This window comes from Curtobacterium sp. MCBD17_008, assembly GCF_003234475.1.
In the GTDB taxonomy this organism is placed as follows: domain Bacteria; phylum Actinomycetota; class Actinomycetes; order Actinomycetales; family Microbacteriaceae; genus Curtobacterium.
In genome coordinates, this window is record NZ_QKTK01000008.1 from 20,696 (window position 1) to 38,880 (window position 18,185).

The following is an 18,185-nucleotide window of genomic DNA, read 5'->3' on the forward strand; positions in this document are numbered from 1 at the left end:
GGGTATCCTGAAAACGCTCCAGAAAGGGGTACCCCGTGCCCGTCTACCTCGACCACGCCGCCACGACGCCGATCCTGCCCGAGGCGCTCGCCGCGTTCACCGACGCGTTGCGCACCGTGGGGAACCCGTCGTCCATCCACAGCGCCGGCCAGCACGCCCGCATGCTGCTCGAGGACGGCCGCGCGCGGGTCGCCGCGTCGCTCGGCGCCGACCCGGTGGAGGTCGTCTTCACCTCCGGCGGCACCGAGAGCATCAACCTCGCCGTGAAGGGCCTGTTCTGGGCGCGCCAGCGGGACCGACGGCGACCCCGCATCGTGGTCCCGGCCGGCGAGCACCACGCCACGGTGGACACCGTCGACTGGCTGGAGCGCCACGAGGGCGCCGTCGTCGACGTCGTCCCGCTGGACGCGCAGGGTCGGGTCGACCTGGCCGCACTGGAGGCCCGACTCGCCGCCGCGGACGACGTCGCCCTGGTGACGTTCCTGTGGGCGAACAACGAGGTCGGCACCATCCAGCCGGTCGAGCGCATCGTCACGCTCGCGCACGACGCCGGCGTGCCGGTGCACAGCGACGCGGTCGCCGCCTACGGCCAGGTCCCGGTGGACTTCGCCGCGTCCGGGCTCGACGCGCTGAGCGTGTCGGCGCACAAGATCGGCGGACCGGTCGGCGTCGGGGCCCTCGTGCTCGGGCGTCGCGCCGTCGTCGAGCCGCTCATCCACGGCGGGGGCCAGCAGCGGCAGGTGCGGAGCGGGACCCAGGACGCGCCGGCGGCCGCCGCCTTCGGGGTGGCCGCCGCCTCGCCGCACGCCGACGTCCGGCACCTCCGTGACCGGCTCGTCGCCGGGGTCCGCAGCGCGGTCCCCACCGCGGTGCTCATGGGGGACCCGGACGACCGGCTCCCGGGCAACGCGCACTTCACCTTCCCCGGCTGCGAGGGGGACTCCCTGCTCTTCCTGCTCGACGCCGCCGGCGTGGCCGTCTCCACCGGGTCCGCGTGTCAGGCCGGGGTCCCGGAGGCCTCGCACGTGCTGCTCGCGATGGGGCTCAGCGAGGACGACGCGCGCGGTGCGCTCCGCATCACGCTCGGACACACCTCGACGGACGACGACGTCGACGCGTTCCTGGCGGCGCTGCCCACAGCGGTGGCGCGCGCGGGTGCCGCCGGCATGGCGTCCCGGGAACCGTCGCTCGGACGCTGACCGGCCCACCCGGTTCCGCGGGCGACGGGACGGGGCCGGCCCGGTCCTCCCGTCCGGGAAGCGCCGGTAGGATCGGGGACCATGGTCGAACTGGACATCGCCGAACAGGTCAACGCCCTCCGCGTGACCTTCGGGAACATCCGCTCGGTGGTCGACGTGGACCGCCTCGAGCGTGAGATCGCGGAGCTCAGCGAGCAGGCCGGCGCGCCCGACCTGTGGGAGGACACCGACCACGCGCAGCAGGTGACGAGCGCGCTCGCGCACCGGCAGGCCGAGCTGAAGAAGCTCACGGCCACCGAGCAGCGCCTCGACGACCTCGAGGTCCTGGTCGAGATGGCGAACGAGGCGGAGGACCAGGAGTCCGCCGACGAGGCGCTCGCCGAACTCGCCGCGATCACCAAGACCATGGGCGAGCTCGAGGTGCAGACCCTCCTGGACGGCGAGTACGACGACCGTCCCGCCGTCATCACGATCCGTGCCGGCGCCGGCGGTGTCGACGCCGCGGACTTCGCCGAGATGCTCATGCGCATGTACCTGCGGTACGCCGAGCAGCACGACCAGAAGGTCACCGTGATGGACACCTCCTACGCGGAGGAAGCGGGCATCAAGTCCGCCACGTTCGAGGTCGACGGTCCGCACGCGTTCGGCACGCTGTCGGTCGAGGCCGGCACGCACCGCCTCGTCCGGATGTCGCCGTTCGGTGCCGCCGGCAAGCGCCAGACGTCCTTCGCCGCGGTGGAGGTCATCCCGCTCATGCCGGAGACCGCCGTCATCGACATCCCGGAGAACGACATCCGCGTCGACGTGTTCCGGTCCTCCGGCCCCGGCGGGCAGTCCGTCAACACGACCGACTCGGCCGTGCGCCTGACCCACATCCCGACCGGCACCGTCGTCTCGATGCAGAACGAGAAGTCGCAGATCCAGAACCGTGCCGCCGCCATGCGCGTGCTGCAGTCGCGCCTCCTGCTCCTGAAGAAGGAAGAGGAGAACGCGAAGAAGAAGGAACTCGCGGGCACGATCACGGCCAGCTGGGGCGACCAGATCCGCAACTACGTGCTGGCCCCGTACCAGATGGTCAAGGACCTGCGCACCGACTACGAGGTCAACAACCCCTCGGCGGTGTTCGACGGCGACCTCGACGGCTTCATCAACGCCGGGATCCGCTGGCGCAAGCGCCCGGACGAGGACTGACCTGCACGAGTCCACGGGGTCGTGAGCCGCGCGCCTGGAGCAGGATCACCGGATCGCGACCTACCCTGATCCGGTCATGATCAAATTCGACCAGGTCACCAAGGTGTACTCGGGCAACCCGAGTCCCGCTCTCGACAACGTCACCCTCGAGATCCTCAAGGGTGAGTTCGTCTTCCTCGTCGGTGCGTCCGGCTCCGGGAAGTCGAGCTTCCTCCGGCTCGTCCTCAAGGAGGAGAAGCCCTCCCGCGGGCAGATCCACGTCCTCGGACAGCGTCTCGGCGCGCTCTCGTCCCGCAAGGTCCCGTACTTCCGCCGCAACCTCGGCGTGGTGTTCCAGGACTTCCGGCTGCTCCCGAACAAGAACGTGTTCGACAACGTCGCGTTCTCGCTGCAGGTGATCGGCAAGAGCAAGGGCTTCATCAGCGAGTCCGTCACGGACGTGCTCAAGCTCGTCGGGCTCTCCGGCAAGGCGACCCGGATGCCGCACGAGCTCTCGGGCGGTGAGCAGCAGCGCGTCGCGATCGCCCGTGCCGTCGTCAACAAGCCCGCGGTCCTGCTGGCCGACGAACCGACCGGCAACCTCGACCCGACGACCTCGGCGGGCATCATGGCGCTCCTCGAACGCATCAACCAGGGAGGCACGACGATCCTGATGGCGACGCACGACGCGAGCATCGTGAACCAGATGCAGCGGCGGGTCATCGAGCTCTCCGGCGGCACGGTCCTCCGTGACGAGCAGGCCGGCGGGTACCAGACCCAGGCCCTGCCGATCCAGCGCGGCGGTGTCTCGAACACGACCGGCATCCAGACGATCCCGGGGCTCATCCGATGAGGCTCGGACTCGTCATGGCCGAGGTCGGTTCCGGTCTCCGACGGAACGCCTCGATGGTGGTGTCGGTCGTCCTCGTGACCTTCATCTCGCTGACCTTCGTCGGCACCGCGATCCTGCTCCAGATGCAGATCAACCAGATGAAGGGCTACTGGTACGACCGGGCCCAGGTGGCGGTGTACCTGTGCACCGACACCGACACGACCGGCAACTGCACCGGCGCGAAGGCGACCGCGGACCAGCGGGACCAGATCAAGCAGCAGCTCGACTCGTCGACGCTCCAGCCGTACATCGAGAAGTCCTACTTCGAGGACCAGCAGGACGCGTACACGCGGTTCAAGCAGCAGTTCAAGGACTCCCCGGCCACGGAGTTCGTCAAGCCCGAGTACCTCAACGAGACCTTCTGGGTGAACCTGAAGAACCCGTCGCAGGCGGACGTGCTCGTGGAGAGCCTGTCGAAGGTCGCGGGCGTGCAGAGCGTCGTCGACCAACGCGGGTACCTGCAGCCGATCTTCAACCTGCTCAACGCCTCGTCCTACACGGCCATCGGCATCGCGTCCCTGATGCTCGTCGCCGCGGTGCTGCTCATCGCGACGACGATCCGCTTGTCTGCGTTCTCGAGACGCCGGGAGCTCGGGATCATGCGGTTGGTGGGGGCGTCGAACCGGTTCATCCAGACGCCGTTCGTGCTCGAGGGCGTGATCGCCGCTGCGGTGGGAGCGGTCCTGGCCGGCGGCGCGATCCTGGCGGTGGTCTGGTTCTTCGTCCGGAACTACCTGACGAAGCGCTTCTCGGGCACCGCGTTCATCGGCATGGACGACGCGGCGGTCGTGGTCCCGGCGGTGATCGTCATCGGGGTCGTCCTGGCGGCGCTGTCGGCGTCGATCGCGATCCGCCGCTACCTCAAGGTCTGATCGGGCGACGCCCGCGGACCCCGGACGGGCCCGCGCACCGGGAAGGTGCGCGGGCCCGTCCGTGTTCGATATGCTGGGCGGCTCGCACGGGCGAGTGCACACCATCGAGAAGGAGCCGGGCATGGCGAAGGAACGCGGGGAGAAGGTCGTCGCGACGAACCGTCGTGCGCGCCACGACTACCTCATCGAGGACACGTACGAGGCCGGCATGGTGCTCAGCGGGACCGAGGTGAAGTCGCTGCGGGAAGGCCGAGCGTCGCTCGTGGACGGGTACGCGTTCGTCGACGCGGGGGAGGCGTGGCTCGACGCCGTGCACATCCCCGAGTACACCGAGGGCACGTGGAACAACCACGCACCGCGGCGGAAGCGCAAGCTGCTCCTGCACAAGCAGGAGATCGTGAAGATCTCGCACAAGACCGCGCAGGGCGGGTACACGCTCGTGCCGATGAAGATCTACTTCTCGGACGGCCGGGCCAAGGTCGAGATCGCGGTCGCGAAGGGCAAGCGCGAGTTCGACAAGCGCCAGGCGCTGCGCGAGAAGACCGACAAGCGCGAGGCCGAGCGGGCCATGCGGTCGCGCAACCGACTCGGCGAGTGACCAGCCGGGTCGACTAGCGTTGATGCTGTCCGGTCGGTAGACTGAACAGCTGCCTGACCCGGAGGTCTCCGGGGACGGGCTTGGCAACTCAACAGCGTGACAGTGGTCCGCACGACGGCCTGCATGGGGATGATCGGTTTCGACATCGCCTGTGTGCCGACGGGAAGCGGGCCGAGGACCCACGGTCATCTCGTCAACGATCCGTGGAAAACAACAAGTGCCAATTCCAAGCGCACTGACTTCGCTCTCGCTGCGTAAGCAGCCCAGCACATGAAGTCCGTCGGCCAGGTGATCGTTCCCTAACCTGAGTCCGGCGTCATCAAGGGGACTTGCTGCGCGGTTGTGCCTCAGGGCCGTGCGGGACGTGCACTGAGACTGGGCCTGTCGTCCGAGAAGCCGGTAGCAACGGACGGGGCCGAGCAGAACGAACATCCGGATACGCCCGTAGAAGACGTCGAATTGCAGCGATGGACGGGGGTTCGATTCCCCCCATCTCCACCACCTGCCGATCGTCGGACCACTGTCACGTGAGTCGCCACAGAACGCCCCGCACCGTCCTCGGACGGTGCGGGGCGTTCTGCGTGTCCCGGCCCGTTGCGCAGGCGCGGGTGCGCGTCGCCGGAGCGGCCGGGTGTGAGGACTACGTTCGAGGGCACGGTTCCGCGTCCGCGGTGCCGTACCCGAGCGAGAGGTACCCCGTGCAGGAGATCGCGATCCGAGTCCGTCTGCGACAGCAGGACCGTCTGGGCCTGGCCGAGTACGAGCGCATCGTGGGGTCCGTCGCCTCGGTCGCGGCCGTGGTCGCGTGGCTGCCGACGCCGGAGGCCCGTCTGGTGTTACGCGGGCGCGGCGCGGAGCCGGTGCGGCTCGAGACGATGTCCTACGGCGCGGTCTTCGAGATGCTCGTCGTGATGGACCAGCGGAGCCCCGCGGTCGAGCAGGCGGCGGCAGCGGTCGCGGCGCTCGTCGAGACCGTGCGGCACGAGCACGTCGAGGACGACATGGCGGGGACGGCCGGCGCGCTCGACCGTCTCGACCGCGCGGCGCCGCGTGGCCGGAGCCAGCCGGAGCGTGCGCTGCGGACCTTCCTCGAAGGGGCACGTGCGGACGCCCTGGCCCGCCGGTCGACGACGCGGCTCCGTGCCGCCCAGGCCCTGGTGCGTCTCGCCGGGTCCGGCGCCGAGATCGTCGTCGAGCGGATCGAGGACGCGCTCGCGACCGAGGTCGAAGGGCAGGCGGTCGGGACCATCACGGACACCGGTGCCTCGGTCGTGGTCGAACCGGTCGACGGTGTCGACGGTCCCGGTGTCGACGGTTCCGGTGTCGACGGTTCCGGTGCCGACGCTCCCGATGCCGACGCGCAGAAGCCCGGTGGGAAGAAGAAGTCGGGCGGGAAGAAGTCGGACAAGAAGGTGAGCGGGAAGAAGAAGTCGGGCGGGAAGGACAGCGGGAAGAAGAAGTCGGACGGGAAGGAGAAGTCCGACAAGAAGGCCTCGAAGAAGAAGAAGTAGCCCGTCCCGCGGGGGTCAGAAGTCGAACAGGTTCGACCGGAGCCCACCGTCGCCGTACTCCCGGCGCAGCACCCCGCGCTGCCGGAGCACCGGCACCAGGTCCCCGAGCATGCGGTACACCTGCGCCGGGTGCAGGTCGCCCGACAGGATCACGCCGTCGTTGTCCGCGTCCGACCCGAGTTCCTCGATGAAGTCCGCGAACTCCTCCGCCGTCCCGACGAACCCGGACCGGTCGGCGACGCGGCCGAGCCGGGCCTTCCGGGTGAGCAGTTCCCGGAGCGGTGCGTCCGGGGTGTCCCCGACGAGTCCGCGGACCGTGCCGGCGGACACGTGGTCGGCGAACGTGCCCTCCGGGATCGGCGCGTCGAGGTCGAGCGCGAGCAGGTCGGTCTCCGCGTCGCTCGACCAGGCCAGGGCGGCGGCGCGGAGGTCGTCGTCCGAGGGGTGCCGCGAGGCCTCGACGACACGGTCGGCCTCGGCCGCCGAGGACACCACGACGGGCTTCAGGACGAAGAGGACCCGCACGTCCTCCGGGCCGCGACCGGCGCGGGCGGCCGCGTCGTGCACCGTCCGCCGGTACGCCGACACCGCCGCCGCGGAGAGCGGGGCGAGGGCGAGCTGCACGTCGGAGTGCGTCCCCGCGAAGCCGAGCCCGCGTCCGGACCCGCCGGGGGAGACCACGACCGGGTCCGTGGCGAGCGGGAGGGCGTTCAACGGCCCGGCGGTGCGGAAGTGCTCGCCCGCGTGGCTGAACGCGTCGAGGCGGTCGCCGTCCGCGAAGTGCCAGTCGGCCTCGGACCCGACGTACCCGTCGCCCCACGAGTGCCAGAGGCGGCGGAGCAGACCGGTCCACTCCTCGGCGCGGTCGTAGGCGACGTCGTGCGGCACCGGGTCGAGGCCGGCGTGCCGGGCGCTGCCGACGTCGGTGACCACGTTGACCCCGAGCCGGTCGGAGGACAGGTGCGCGAGGGTCGCGAGCTGCCGGGCGGCCAGGTACGGCGGCGTCACCCCGGCGTTCACGGTCGGGGCGATGCCGATGTGCCGGGTCGCCGCGAACAGCCACGGCGCGAGGAGGAGCGGGTCGTGCTTCGGGCCGCCGTACGCCTGGCGGATCCGGAGGTCGAGCGTCGCGGGGTTCCCGAGCGAGATCGCGTCCTCCGCGATGACGAGGTCGAACCCGGCGTCCTCGAGCGCCCGGACGGACTGCTGGTACAGGTCCGGCTTCGTCCAGTCGTGCCCCCAGTGCCAGTCCGGCCGGCCCCACGCCTGCGGCCCGAAGCCCCGCGAGAAGAAGTAGCCGATGTGCTGCATCCGGGCCATCAGCGCACGCCTGCCGGGGCCGGGACGCCGACCGTCGCGCCGTCCGTCGCGGGGTCGGGGCGAGCCTCCCGGCCGGGTTCGGCGAGCGCACGGACGGCCGTGAACCCGCGCTCCAGGTCGCGGATGAGGTCCGTGACGTCCTCGATCCCCACCGACAGGCGGACGAGCCCGTCGTGGATGCCCTGCGCCGCGCGCTCCTCCGGGGTCCGTCCGGCGTGCGTCGTCGACGCGGGGTGCAGCACGAGCGACCGGACGTCGCCGAGGTGGGTCATCCGGCTGAAGAGCCGGACCGCGTCGATGAGGGCGTGCGCGGCGACCTCGCCGCCGGCGAGCGTGAAGGCGAACACCGACCCGGCACCGCGCGGCAGGTAGCGACGGGCGAGGTCGTGGTACGGACTGGAGGCGAGCCCCGCGTGGTCCACGCTCGTCACCTCCGGCTGCGCCTCGAGCCAGGTCGCCACGGCGAGCGCGTTCGCGACGTGGCGTTCGACGCGCAGCGACAGGGTCTCGATGCCCTGGCGGAGGAGGAACGCGTTGAACGGCGACGGTGTGGGGCCGATGCGGGCGGCGACGACGTCCCGGGCGTAGGCGATGAACGCGCCGCGTCCGTACCGGTCGGTGTGGCTCGCACCGCCGAGGGCACGGTCCGACCGGGTCAGGTGCGGCCAGCGCTCGGGGGTCACCGTCCAGTCGAAACGGCCGCCGTCCACGACGACACCGCCGAGCCCGGCGCCGTGGCCGGAGAGGAACTTCGACGCGGAGTGGATCACGACGTCGGCGCCGTGGTCGACCGGCTGCACGAGGTACGGGGTCGCGAGGGTGTTGTCGACGACGAGCGGGACGCCGGCTCGGTGCGCGACCTCCGCGACGCCGGCGATGTCGAGGACGTCGTTCTTCGGGTTCGGGATGGTCTCCGCGAAGAAGAGCTTCGTCTCCGGGCGGACCGCGGCGGCCCACGCGTCGAGGTCACGCGCGTCGGTGACGAAGTCGACCTCGATCCCGAGTCGTCCGAGGTTCTGCAGCAGCAGTCCGCGGGTGCCCTCGTAGATGCTCGACGCGCTGACCACGTGGTCCCCGGCGGCGAGCAGGCCGAGGAACGCGACCGTCGCCGCCGCCTGTCCGCTGCCGACGAGGACGGCCTCGGTGCCGTGTTCGAGGAGGGCGATGCGCCGCTCGACGTCCCCGTTCGTCGGGTTGCCGAGCCGCGTGTACGTGTAGCCGTCGTCGGTGCCGGCGAAGCGGTCGCGAGCCTGCGCGGCGTCGTCGAACAGGAAGCCCGAGGACATGTGGATCGCGGGGACGCGCGCGCCGTGTCCGGTGTCCGGGAGGAACCCGCCGTGCACCTGCTCCGTCGCGAACCCGGGTCGCTCGTCCGTCATCCGTCCACCTCCGTGCTGCCGCCCCGCGCTCTCGGGTCTGCTGTGGGCGGTACTCTCGCAGGCCCCGGCGCCGGGGGGAGCGAACACGACGTCGCGTTACGGCATCCCGGGTGCGGCGTCCGTCGGTCCGGGTGTCCGGCTACGCCCCGACGACCGCCCGGACGCCCACCACGACGGTGTCCCACACGGCGAGCAGCGGTCCGCGGGCGGCCCACACCGCGACGCCGTTGACGCCGAGGAACAGCACGAACCAGACGACGGCGGGCAGGCGCATCTCGGCGGCGGCGATGTGGAAGTCCGTCTGGACGCGGGCCCCGGTCAGCAGCCAGCGGAGCACCTGGAGCAGCGAGCGGAGTCCGTCGACGAGGAACGCGGCGCCGAGGGCCGCGACGACGAGCAGGGTGAGGTCGGAGGGGCGGAGCGCCACCCAGAGGGCGAGGGCGTCGAACCCGACGACGACGAGCAGGCCGAACCAGTTCCGGACGAACGCCAGGGCGACGAGACCGACGACGCCGAGCACGACGACCGGGAGCCAGGGCGTGCCCACCACCGCACCGGTGACGAGCAGTGCCCCCGCCCAGAGCGGTGCGCTGTACCCGGCGAAGAGGTTGAGCACCCGGACGAGCCACCGCACGGCCCCCGGGACCCGGCCCAGCGACACCCACGCCTCACCCGAGCCGTCCGCGTGCAGGTCGATGCGCCGGATGCGGCCGCCGAACGGCACGACGACGACGCAGTGGCCCACCTCGTGGGCGATCGTCGCGGCGAGGCGCGCGATCCGGCCGAGGAACGGCAGGAGGGGGAGCACGGCGCCGATGAGCAGGGCGCCGGACACGGCGGAGGCGGGCAGGGCGGTCAAGGCGCCATCGTCCCAGACCGCCCGCTGGTGTTCACTGGGAGTCCGGCGTCACCCCAGCAGTGCCACCAGGTGCGAGCGTGACCGGGCGCCCACCTTCCGGTAGATCTGCGTGAGGCGCAGTTCGACCGTCCGCTGCGACATGTACAGCGACGAGGCGATCTCGCGGTTGCGGTACCCCTCGGTCACCTTCTGCACGACGGCACGCTCCTCCGCGGTGAGCAGGGGGAGGACCGGGACGGCGTCCGGGGCGCTCCGGGGCGTGGTCGGCGACGGAGCGGTGCGGAACCGGGTCGCACTGACCGGCGCCGTACCGCTCGCCTCCGCGTGCACCCCGACGCCGTCCACGACGACGGCGTGGACCGGGGGCATCGCGACGTCGCCCTGCGGTGCGACGAGCGGACGCCGCAGCCCCGCGGCCTCGAAGGCAGCCGCAGCGGTCGTACCGAGTCGGGCGCGGTCCGGGCCGGTGCTCGTCGCAGCGAGCGCGGCCAGCGTGCGGCCACGCTCGTACTGCGGGTCCGTCGGCTCGAACAGCTCGAGCGCCCGGTACCGTGCGGCGTCACGTGTGTCCTCGTCGGCGACGAGCGCGAGGCTCCTCGCCAGCACGAGCGCGCCCCAGCGCGACGGGTGCGCACGGTGGTCGGCCGCGAGCCGAGCGGTCGTCGACCGCGCGTCCTCGGTCCGGCCGAGCCGGACGTACGTCTCGACGAGGTCGCCGAGGTGACGGAGGACCGTCGGGTTCCGCAGCGTCCGACCGATCGCGTCCGCGGTCTCGAGCGCGGTGACCGCCTCGTCCGGCCGGTCCTCGGACAGCAGGACCCGCCCGCGGAACGCGTGCAGCTTCGCCGTCGCACCCCAGAGCCCGCTCGTGGACCGGTCCGCGAGGCACCGGTCGAGGACGTCGAGGGCCGCGAAGGGATGTCCTTCGAGGAAGTGCCGCCACGCGATCGCGATCGCCCGCGACGGCTCCCGGAGGCGCTCGACCACGCTCGACCCGGACTCCCACGCGTCGATGGCCCGGTGCGCGAGGCGGAAGTCGCCGGACCGCACCTCGTTCTCCGCGGAGAGGTACCGCGCGGCCTCGAGCCACACCGGCGCGGTGTGCGTGGACCGGGTGAGGACCAGGGCGAACACACGGCGGGCGCTCCGGTGCCGATCGGACAGGCTCAGCGCGTGCGCGAGCATGAGCAGCGCCGGGTCGGACAGCGCGAGCAGGCTCGGCGTCGCGAGTCCGTCGTGCAGGTCCCGGTCGGCCGGCAGGTGACCGGCGATCGCGGCCACCATGGTGCGGGCGGCCTGGAGGACCTGTGCGGTCGGTGTGGGGAGGTCGTGCTCGTACGGTTCGGCGCGCTCCAGGAGTTCACGGGCCTGGTCGAGCTCCCACGCCTCGGCCCGGAAGCTCGCGACCATGGCCACGAGGCCCGTCACGGCCAGGGCCTCGTCGTGGTCGCCGGCGTCGGCGGGGACGATGAGCTCGTCGGCCACCACTGCTTCCCCGCTGAGGTACTGCACCGAGTAGTGCAGGCGGAGGCGGCGGACGTCGTCGAGGCGGGAGGCGAACGGCTCGATCGCCGCGAGGTACCGCGCCGCGTAGCCGAGGAGACGGCGCGTGAGCAGCACCTCCGCGACGGCCAGGAGCGCCAGGTGTTCCGGCTCCGAGCGCGTCCCGACGTGCAGGGCCCGTTCGGTGAGCGTGACCGCGGCGCCGGGTTCACCGTCGGCCGCGTACTCGCGCGCCGCGTGCAGGAGCGCCACGGCGTCGGGCTCGTCCGCAGTGAAGCTCCGGTGCCAGGCAGCGGCACGCGGGTCCGAGGTGTCGGCGGACGCAGCCAGCCCGGCGTGGGCGGCACGACGGTCACGGGCGGGCATCTGCCAGTGCAGCCAGGACCGCACGAGCGGCGAACGGACGGCGATCGACTGCCCGCGGACCGTGACGAGACCGAGTGCGGCGAGGTCTTCCACGACGTCCCGGTCCCACTCCGGCCCGACCGCGCGGGTGACGGGCACCAGGGCCAGGCGGGCCAGGACCTCGAGGTCGCGGGTGCCGGTCCCGGCGACGGCCGCGGCGGCGATCCGGCCGGTGGTGTCGGTGGGTCGCAACGGCAGCACGAGCGGCTCGGAGCCGAGCAGCTGGTCCCGACTGAGCACGTCGAGCTGTTCGCGGAGCACGCCGGGGTTGCCGGCGGTCTGCTCGGCGACGACCGCGAGCACGCCGTCGTTCGCGTCCTCGGCGACCATGCTGCGGGCCAGCAGCAGCGTCTCGTCCGCGGGCAGGGCCTCCAGGCGCATCGACGGCAGTGCCGTCAGCGGCCCGTCGGACGGGAGGCTCGCCACCGTCGCCACGATCCGCAGCGACGTGCCGACCAGCCGACCGGCGAGGAACGCGATGAGCGTCTGGCTCGCCGCGTCCATCCGGTCGAGGTCGTCGATGAGGACGAGCGTCGGCGGGAGCTGCAGCACACGCAGCGTCGCGAGGAGCTCGTGCGCCACGACGATCGCCCGGGACGGGTCCGCGTCGCGGACCGTGGCGAGGATCCGTGTCACGTGCGCGGCGGCCCGGGGGTCGTCGAGTGCGCCGAAGAGGGTCGTCACGCCGCTGAGCGGCCAACGGGACTCGGTCCCGTTGACGCCGATGCGGACGACGGGGACGGGGACGCGGCCACTGGCCGCGTCGAGGACGCTCGTGCGTCCGGAGCCAGGGTCGCCGACGACGACCAGCGCGGACTCCCGGGGGAGTACGGCGAGGGTCGTGATCCGGTCGACCTCAGTGCGTCGGCCGGTGAGTTCCATGCGGACTCACCGGCCTCCGGCGCCAGGGACGGGGGAGCAGGACACGTCGGCGGGGGAGCCGACGGCGGGTGATCCCGCGGCGGGGTGGGTGGCCCCGCGGTGGGAGGTGCCGGTGTGCATCGGGTGGGTGGCCCGGGACACTGGCAGGGTCGATGTGTGGACGGATCGCGGACGACGAGCCTGGGTGGGCTCGGTCCCGCTCGGGAACGATGAATCCATCGTCGTGGTCACCCCTCGGGTTAGGGCAGTCGGACGAGATGACGGTGGGTCCGTGGTGACCGGGACTAGGGATCCCGACGAGTACTGACCTGCCGCCACGAGAACGGTAACCCACCATCGGTCGTGCTGGAGGAACCGTCAGTCCGATGCGCCGATAGGCGTGCCCCCAGAACGGGGGGTGACGGTCGCGCTGGGGCGAGCAGGGTCGCAGGTGCCCCGTCAGCGGTCAGGCCCGGCGGATCACCTCGACGACGGCGTCGTGCACGAGGCCGTTCGAGGCGAGCGCACTGCCGTGCCACGGACCGGGGTCGCCGTCGAGCGAGGTGAGGCGGCCGCCGGCCTCCTCCACGATCGGGAGGAGGGCGGCGATGTCCCACGGCTTGAGGTCCGGTTCCCCGGCGACGTCGAGGACCCCTTCCGCGACCATCATGTACGACCACATGTCGCCGTAGGCGCGGGTGCGCCAGACCCGTCGCGACAGCGTGACGAGGGCGTCGAGCCGGTCGTCGTCGTCCCACTGCTGCAGCGAGTTGTAGCTCAGGCTCGCGTCCCCGAGGGCGGCGACGCCGGACACGTGCAGCGGTCCGTCGAACGAGTGCGCGCCCAGGCCCGCCGCCGCCCACCAGCGCTTGCCGAGGGCCGGTGCGCTGACCACCCCGAGGACGGGACGGCCGTCCACCGCGAGCGCGATGAGCGTCGCCCACACCGGCACGCCGCGCAGGTAGTTGGCGGTGCCGTCGATCGGGTCGACGACCCACTGGCGGTGTCCGGCGCTCACGGCCTCCTCGCCGGTGTCCGCCGTGGTCTCCTCGCCGAGGAAGGCGTCCTCCGGGCGCTCCGCGGCGAGCCGCTCGCGGAGGGCGCGCTCGACGGCCTGGTCGGCGTCGGTGACCGCGGTGTGGTCGGCCTTCTCCGTGACGTGCAGGTCGGCGGCGCGGAACCGGTCGAGGCTGATCGCGTCGGCGGTGTCGGCGAGGGAACGGGCGAATGCCAGGTCGGCGCTGAGGTCCACGGGTCGAGCGTAGCGGCGGTCCGGCGGACCCCCGCACGACCCCGCCGAGTGGGTCCACCCGACGCCGGGGGAGACCGTGCGGGGTAGCTCACGCCGTGCCGGGGTCCTCCGCGCCCATCCCGGTGAGGAGCGCCCGGAACGAGTCGAGCCGCTCGATCCCGGTCGGCCCGAGCTCGCCGCCCGCGACCCGGTCGACGATCTCCCAGTCGTGCGCCTGGTGCAGCGGGATGCCGTCCGGGGCGTCCTGCACCGGCACCGCGTGCGAGGCGAACGCGCGGAACACGTTCTCCGGCTGCACGTGCCCGAGGCCGAACGACCGGACGCCGGGGGTGTCGATGACCCACCCGCCGTCCCGCACCCGGAGGGCGACGGACGACGATGACGTGTGGCGGCCGCGCCCGGTGACCGAGTTGACGACGCCGATCGCCCGCGTGGAGCCGGTCAGCGCGTTGACGAGGGTGGACTTGCCGACGCCGGAGTGGCCGACGGTGACCGTCACCTTGCCGTCGAGGAGCTCGTGCAGCGCCTCGAACGGCACGTCGTCGGCCCGGCTCGTCACGATGCGCAGGTCGAGGCAGGCGAAGTGCGCCAGGAACGGCGCCGGGTCGGCGAGGTCGGTCTTCGTGATGCAGAGGACCGGGTCGAGGCCGGCGTCGAACGCCGCGACGAGGTACCGGTCGATGAGGCGCGGCCGGGGTTCCGGGTCCGCCGAGGCCACGACGATGAGCATCTGGTCGGCGTTCGCCACGATGACGCGCTCGACCTCGTCCGAGTCGTCGGCACTCCGCCGGAGCAGGGTCGTCCGCTCGGCCACCCGGACGATGCGGGCCAGCGAGCCCTCGCTGCCGGAGACGTCGCCGGTGAGCGAGACGTGGTCGCCCGTGACGACCGACTTCCGGCCGAGCTCGCGGGCCTTCGTCGCGGTGATGACGTGCTCCCCGTCCGCGTCGGTGACGAGCACGCCGAAGCGTCCGCGGTCGACGTTGGTGACCCAGCCCGACGGCGCGTCCTCGTACGTCGGTCGGGTCTTCGTCCGGGGTCGGTTGCCCTTCGGGTTCGGCCGGACGCGGACGCTCGACTCGTCGTACTGGCCGTACGGCTCGTCCTCGTCGCCGCCGTCGGTGTCGTCCCACCAGCTCATGCCGGCGCCCCCTCTGCTGTCTCGGCCGCGCCCGCTGCTCCCGCGACGTCGGTGTCCCGGTCTGCCGGAGCGGTCCGGCCCGCCGTGGCGACCAGGTCGGCCCACAGCTCCGGGAACTGCGGCAACGTCTTCGCGGTGGAGCCGATGTCGTCGACCGCGACGCCCTCGGTCACCAGACCGACGACGGCACCTGCGGTGGCCATCCGGTGGTCCTCGTACGCAGCCCAGTCACCGCCCGAGAGCCGCGCCGGTTCGATCCGGAGGCCCTCCTCGCGCTCGGTGACCGCGCCTCCGAGCCCGTTGAGGTCCGCCGCGAGCGCCGCGAGCCGGTCCGTCTCGTGCCCGCGCAGGTGCCCGATCCCGGAGACCTCGCTCGGGCCGCCGGCCAGGGCCGCCAGCGCGACGAGTGCCGGGGCGAGCTCGCCGCCGCGGGTCAGGTCCAGCTCCACACCCGGTAGGGAGGCCCCACCCCGGACCCCGACGCCGCCGTCGAACACCAGGTCCGCACCGTCCCGCGTCACGGTCGCGCCCCACAGTGGCAGGAGCGTCTCGAGGTCGGCACCGACCTGCGTCGTCCCGGTCGGCCAGGTCCGGATCCGGACCGTCCCACCGGCGACGAGTGCGGCGACCGCGAAGGGTGCGGCGTTCGAGAGGTCCGGTTCGATCGTCACGTCCCGTGCCGCGATGGGTCCGGGGTGCACGACCCACTCGCCGACGCCCGGCTCGTCGACGCGGACGCCGCGGGCACGGAGGACCTCGACCGTCATCGCGATGTGCGGCATGCTCGGCAGCCGGTCACCGACGTGCCGCAGGTGCAGGCCCTCGTCGAAGCGGGGCGCGGAGAGCAGCAGGCCGGAGACGAACTGGGAGGACGCCGAGGCGTCGATCTCGAGCGTCCCACCCCGGACCGAACCGCTGCCGACGAAGGTGAAGGGCATCGCGCCGCCGCCGTCGTCGGTGACGTCCACGCCGAGGTCGACGAGCGCGCGGATGATCGCAGCCATCGGTCGCTTGCGGGCGTAGGGGTCACCGTCGATCGTGACCGGTCCCTCGGCCAGTGCCGCCAGGGGCGGCAGGAAGCGCATGACGGTGCCCGCGAGGCCGCAGTCGACACGGACACCGCCGTGCATGGCGGCGGGCGCCACGCGGAGGTCCGGTCCGTACGGGTTCGCCGGGTCACCCGCGACCGGCTCGACCTCGTCGATGCCGACGCCGAGCTGACGGAGCGCGGTCGTCATGAGGGCGGAGTCCCGGGAGTGCAGGGGCAGCCGGATCGTGGAGGGGCCGTCCGCGAGCGCGGCGAGGACGAGCTCGCGGTTCGTCAGCGACTTCGACCCGGGCAGGGCGACGTCCCCGGCGAGCGGGCCCGGCGCGACGGGGGCGGTCCAGGGGCGGGAATGCGTCGTGGCTGCCATCGGTTCACCACACTACTGAACCCATCGGGAGGAGCACGGTGATCGCACTCGCACCGTCACGACCGGCCGCCGCGGACCAGCTGCCGACGGTCGTCACGACGTTGACCGAGCCGCAGGGCCCGGACGTCCTCGTCCGCCTAGACTGGCGGGCGATGACGACCGACGAACCGCAGCACGCACCGGACGACCTGGTCGAGGAGACCGAGGCGCAGCTCGACGCCGTCGAGGACGAGGACCTCGCCGCGTCGGACACGGTGGACGAGTCGGACGACCCGACCGCCGACGACGAGCCGGTCGACGCGAAGACGGTCTCGGAGCACGAGCTGCGCCGCCTGTTCGAGGACCAGGCGCTGCCGTTCATGGACCAGCTGTACGGCGCGGCGATGCGGATGACGCGCAACCCCGCCGACGCCTCGGACCTCGTACAGGAGACGTTCGTCAAGGCGTTCGCCGCGTTCCGGCAGTTCCGCCAGGGCACGAACCTCAAGGCGTGGCTGTACCGGATCCTGACGAACACGTTCATCAACACGTACCGCAAGAACCAGCGGAACCCGTACCAGGGCACCATCGACGAGCTCGAGGACTGGCAGCTCGGCGGCGCGGAGAGCGTGACGCAGTCGATCTCGGCCCGGTCCGCCGAGGCCGACGCCATCGACCACCTGCCGTCCTCCGCCGTGAAGGACGCGCTGCAGGCCATCCCGGAGGACTTCCGGATGGCGGTCTACTTCGCCGATGTCGAGGGGTTCTCCTACCAGGAGATCGCCGACATCATGAAGACCCCCGTGGGGACGGTCATGAGCCGCCTCCACCGTGGTCGCCGGCTCCTGCGTGGGCTGCTGGCGGACCACGCACGCGAGACCGGTGTCGTCCCGGACGCAGCGTCGACGGCGACGATGCGCGGGCGAGGCCGTGGTGCAGGTACGCGGGCGGCCACGACGGCCGGTGCCCGCACGACCCGGAAGGACGCACGATGAGCGGGTGCGACTGCTCGAAGGCGAAGGCGGAACTCGAGGAGTTCCTCCACGACGAGCTCCGTCACGAGGACGCCGCGGACATCCGCGAGCACATGGACGGCTGCGAGGACTGCCTGACGGAACACCGCGTCGGCGTGGTGCTCATGGAGACCGTGAAGCGCGCCTGCCAGGAGACCGCTCCCGAGCAGCTCCGCGGCGAGGTCCTCGCCCGGCTCCGCGCGGTGCAGTCCACACACTGACCGCACCCGGCCGCGTCACACCGGCGGCCGCGGCGCCGCGAGCGGGTAGGGTGCGGGCATGACCGACGCCGAGCCGATCAGCACCTGGACCGAACCCGACGTCGTCGCGGTGACCGAGTTGGTGCGCCTGCTCGGCCACCAGGTCGAGCCCGCGTCGATGCGCTCGCGCCTCGACCGGCTCACCGCCGAGGCCGGGCACCGCACGTGGGTCGTGCGCGCGGAGGACGGTCGGCCCGTCGCGGTCGCCGGGGCTCAGCTCACGTGGACGTACGCCGGGGACGCGCCGACCGCGCAGTTGCTCCTGCTCGTCGTGGACCCCACGGCCAGGAGGCACGGCACCGGCTCTGCGCTCCTGGGCACCTTCGAGACGTGGGCCGTCGAGCAGGGCGCGCGCCAGCTGAGCGCCGTGAGCGCCGCCGCGACGGACAGCGCGCACCGGTTCTACCAGCGCCGCGGCTACCACGAGGCGGGCGTCCGCTACACCAGGCTGGTTTGAACTGTACTGATCCCTCGCGGACGTCGGAGCGCCTCGTGCTGGAGTCCCACGGACTCCTGCACGAGGCGCTCCCTCGTCATCAGGCCGACGCGCTCAAGC

Annotated in this window: 16 protein-coding genes and 1 other RNA gene; 10 read left to right on the forward strand and 7 right to left on the reverse strand. The window is 72.4% G+C overall.

The features are described from left to right. Positions 1-35 precede the first annotated feature (35 nt). The 7 genes from DEI95_RS09025 to DEI95_RS09055 all read left to right on the forward strand — a co-directional run bounded on the left by DEI95_RS09025 (position 36) and on the right by DEI95_RS09055 (position 6,242). Positions 36-1,199, forward strand: a complete 1,164-nt coding sequence (locus tag DEI95_RS09025; protein WP_111060034.1) for a cysteine desulfurase family protein — start codon at positions 36-38, stop codon at positions 1,197-1,199. 81 nt (positions 1,200-1,280) lie between these two features. Continuing rightward, the gene (gene prfB, locus DEI95_RS09030; RefSeq protein WP_110825178.1) at positions 1,281-2,390 is read left to right on the forward strand and encodes a peptide chain release factor 2; all 1,110 of its coding nucleotides are present in this window, start codon (positions 1,281-1,283) and stop codon (positions 2,388-2,390) included. A gap of 76 nt (positions 2,391-2,466) precedes the next feature. Beyond that, the gene (gene ftsE / locus DEI95_RS09035; RefSeq protein ID WP_110825177.1) at positions 2,467-3,222 is read left to right on the forward strand and encodes a cell division ATP-binding protein FtsE; all 756 of its coding nucleotides are present in this window, start codon (positions 2,467-2,469) and stop codon (positions 3,220-3,222) included. Then, on the forward strand, positions 3,219-4,133 hold the full coding sequence (gene ftsX / locus DEI95_RS09040; RefSeq protein ID WP_110825176.1) for a permease-like cell division protein FtsX: 915 nt from the start codon (positions 3,219-3,221) through the stop codon (positions 4,131-4,133). Before ftsE ends, ftsX begins: the two co-directional genes overlap by 4 nt. Before the next feature lie 121 nt (positions 4,134-4,254). After that, positions 4,255-4,731 carry an SsrA-binding protein SmpB gene (smpB, locus tag DEI95_RS09045; protein ID WP_110825237.1) on the forward strand — a complete coding sequence of 159 codons (477 nt, stop codon included), beginning with the start codon at positions 4,255-4,257 and terminating at the stop codon, positions 4,729-4,731. A 125-nt stretch (positions 4,732-4,856) separates the two neighbouring features. After that, positions 4,857-5,232, forward strand: a transfer-messenger RNA (tmRNA) gene (gene ssrA, locus DEI95_RS09050). Between the two features lie 197 nt (positions 5,233-5,429). Then, positions 5,430-6,242, forward strand: a complete 813-nt coding sequence (locus DEI95_RS09055; protein WP_146243639.1) for a hypothetical protein — start codon at positions 5,430-5,432, stop codon at positions 6,240-6,242. Positions 6,243-6,257: 15 nt separating this feature from the next. On the opposite strand, the gene DEI95_RS09060 is transcribed toward DEI95_RS09055, so the two are convergent. From DEI95_RS09060 to aroA, 7 genes are all read right to left on the reverse strand, one after another. Beyond that, positions 6,258-7,562 carry an LLM class flavin-dependent oxidoreductase gene (locus tag DEI95_RS09060; RefSeq protein ID WP_111060036.1) on the reverse strand — a complete coding sequence of 435 codons (1,305 nt, stop codon included), beginning with the start codon at positions 7,560-7,562 and terminating at the stop codon, positions 6,258-6,260. Beyond that, positions 7,562-8,941 (reverse strand): O-acetylhomoserine aminocarboxypropyltransferase/cysteine synthase family protein, encoded by a 1,380-nt coding sequence (locus DEI95_RS09065; protein WP_111060037.1) that lies wholly within the window; start codon positions 8,939-8,941, stop codon positions 7,562-7,564. Before DEI95_RS09065 ends, DEI95_RS09060 begins: the two co-directional genes overlap by 1 nt. Positions 8,942-9,080: 139 nt before the next feature. Then, the gene (locus tag DEI95_RS09070) at positions 9,081-9,800 is read right to left on the reverse strand and encodes a M50 family metallopeptidase (protein ID WP_110901477.1); all 720 of its coding nucleotides are present in this window, start codon (positions 9,798-9,800) and stop codon (positions 9,081-9,083) included. A gap of 48 nt (positions 9,801-9,848) precedes the next feature. Continuing rightward, on the reverse strand, positions 9,849-12,590 hold the full coding sequence (locus tag DEI95_RS09075; RefSeq protein ID WP_111060038.1) for a LuxR family transcriptional regulator: 2,742 nt from the start codon (positions 12,588-12,590) through the stop codon (positions 9,849-9,851). A 445-nt stretch (positions 12,591-13,035) separates the two neighbouring features. Further along, positions 13,036-13,821, reverse strand: coding sequence for an inositol monophosphatase family protein (locus DEI95_RS09080; protein ID WP_111060039.1), 786 nt, complete (start codon positions 13,819-13,821; stop codon positions 13,036-13,038). A gap of 88 nt (positions 13,822-13,909) precedes the next feature. After that, a complete protein-coding gene (gene rsgA, locus DEI95_RS09085) occupies positions 13,910-14,962 on the reverse strand; it encodes a ribosome small subunit-dependent GTPase A (RefSeq protein ID WP_110825169.1) in 1,053 nt (350 codons plus the stop codon). Further along, complete coding sequence (gene aroA, locus DEI95_RS09090) at positions 14,959-16,377, reverse strand: 3-phosphoshikimate 1-carboxyvinyltransferase (RefSeq protein WP_111060040.1); 1,419 nt, start codon at positions 16,375-16,377, stop codon at positions 14,959-14,961. Before aroA ends, rsgA begins: the two co-directional genes overlap by 4 nt. A gap of 152 nt (positions 16,378-16,529) precedes the next feature. Between aroA and DEI95_RS09095 the strand changes: the two genes are divergently transcribed. The 3 genes from DEI95_RS09095 to DEI95_RS09105 are packed head-to-tail and all read left to right on the forward strand — an operon-like array spanning position 16,530 to position 18,086. Further along, complete coding sequence (locus DEI95_RS09095) at positions 16,530-17,351, forward strand: sigma-70 family RNA polymerase sigma factor (protein WP_110825236.1); 822 nt, start codon at positions 16,530-16,532, stop codon at positions 17,349-17,351. Then, a complete protein-coding gene (locus DEI95_RS09100) occupies positions 17,348-17,590 on the forward strand; it encodes a zf-HC2 domain-containing protein (RefSeq protein WP_110825167.1) in 243 nt (80 codons plus the stop codon). The genes DEI95_RS09095 and DEI95_RS09100 overlap by 4 nt, the downstream gene beginning before the upstream one ends. 58 nt (positions 17,591-17,648) lie before the next feature. Further along, entirely contained in the window at positions 17,649-18,086 is a 438-nt protein-coding gene (locus DEI95_RS09105; protein WP_111060041.1) for a GNAT family N-acetyltransferase, read from the forward strand. The last annotated feature ends 99 nt before the right edge of the window (positions 18,087-18,185 follow it).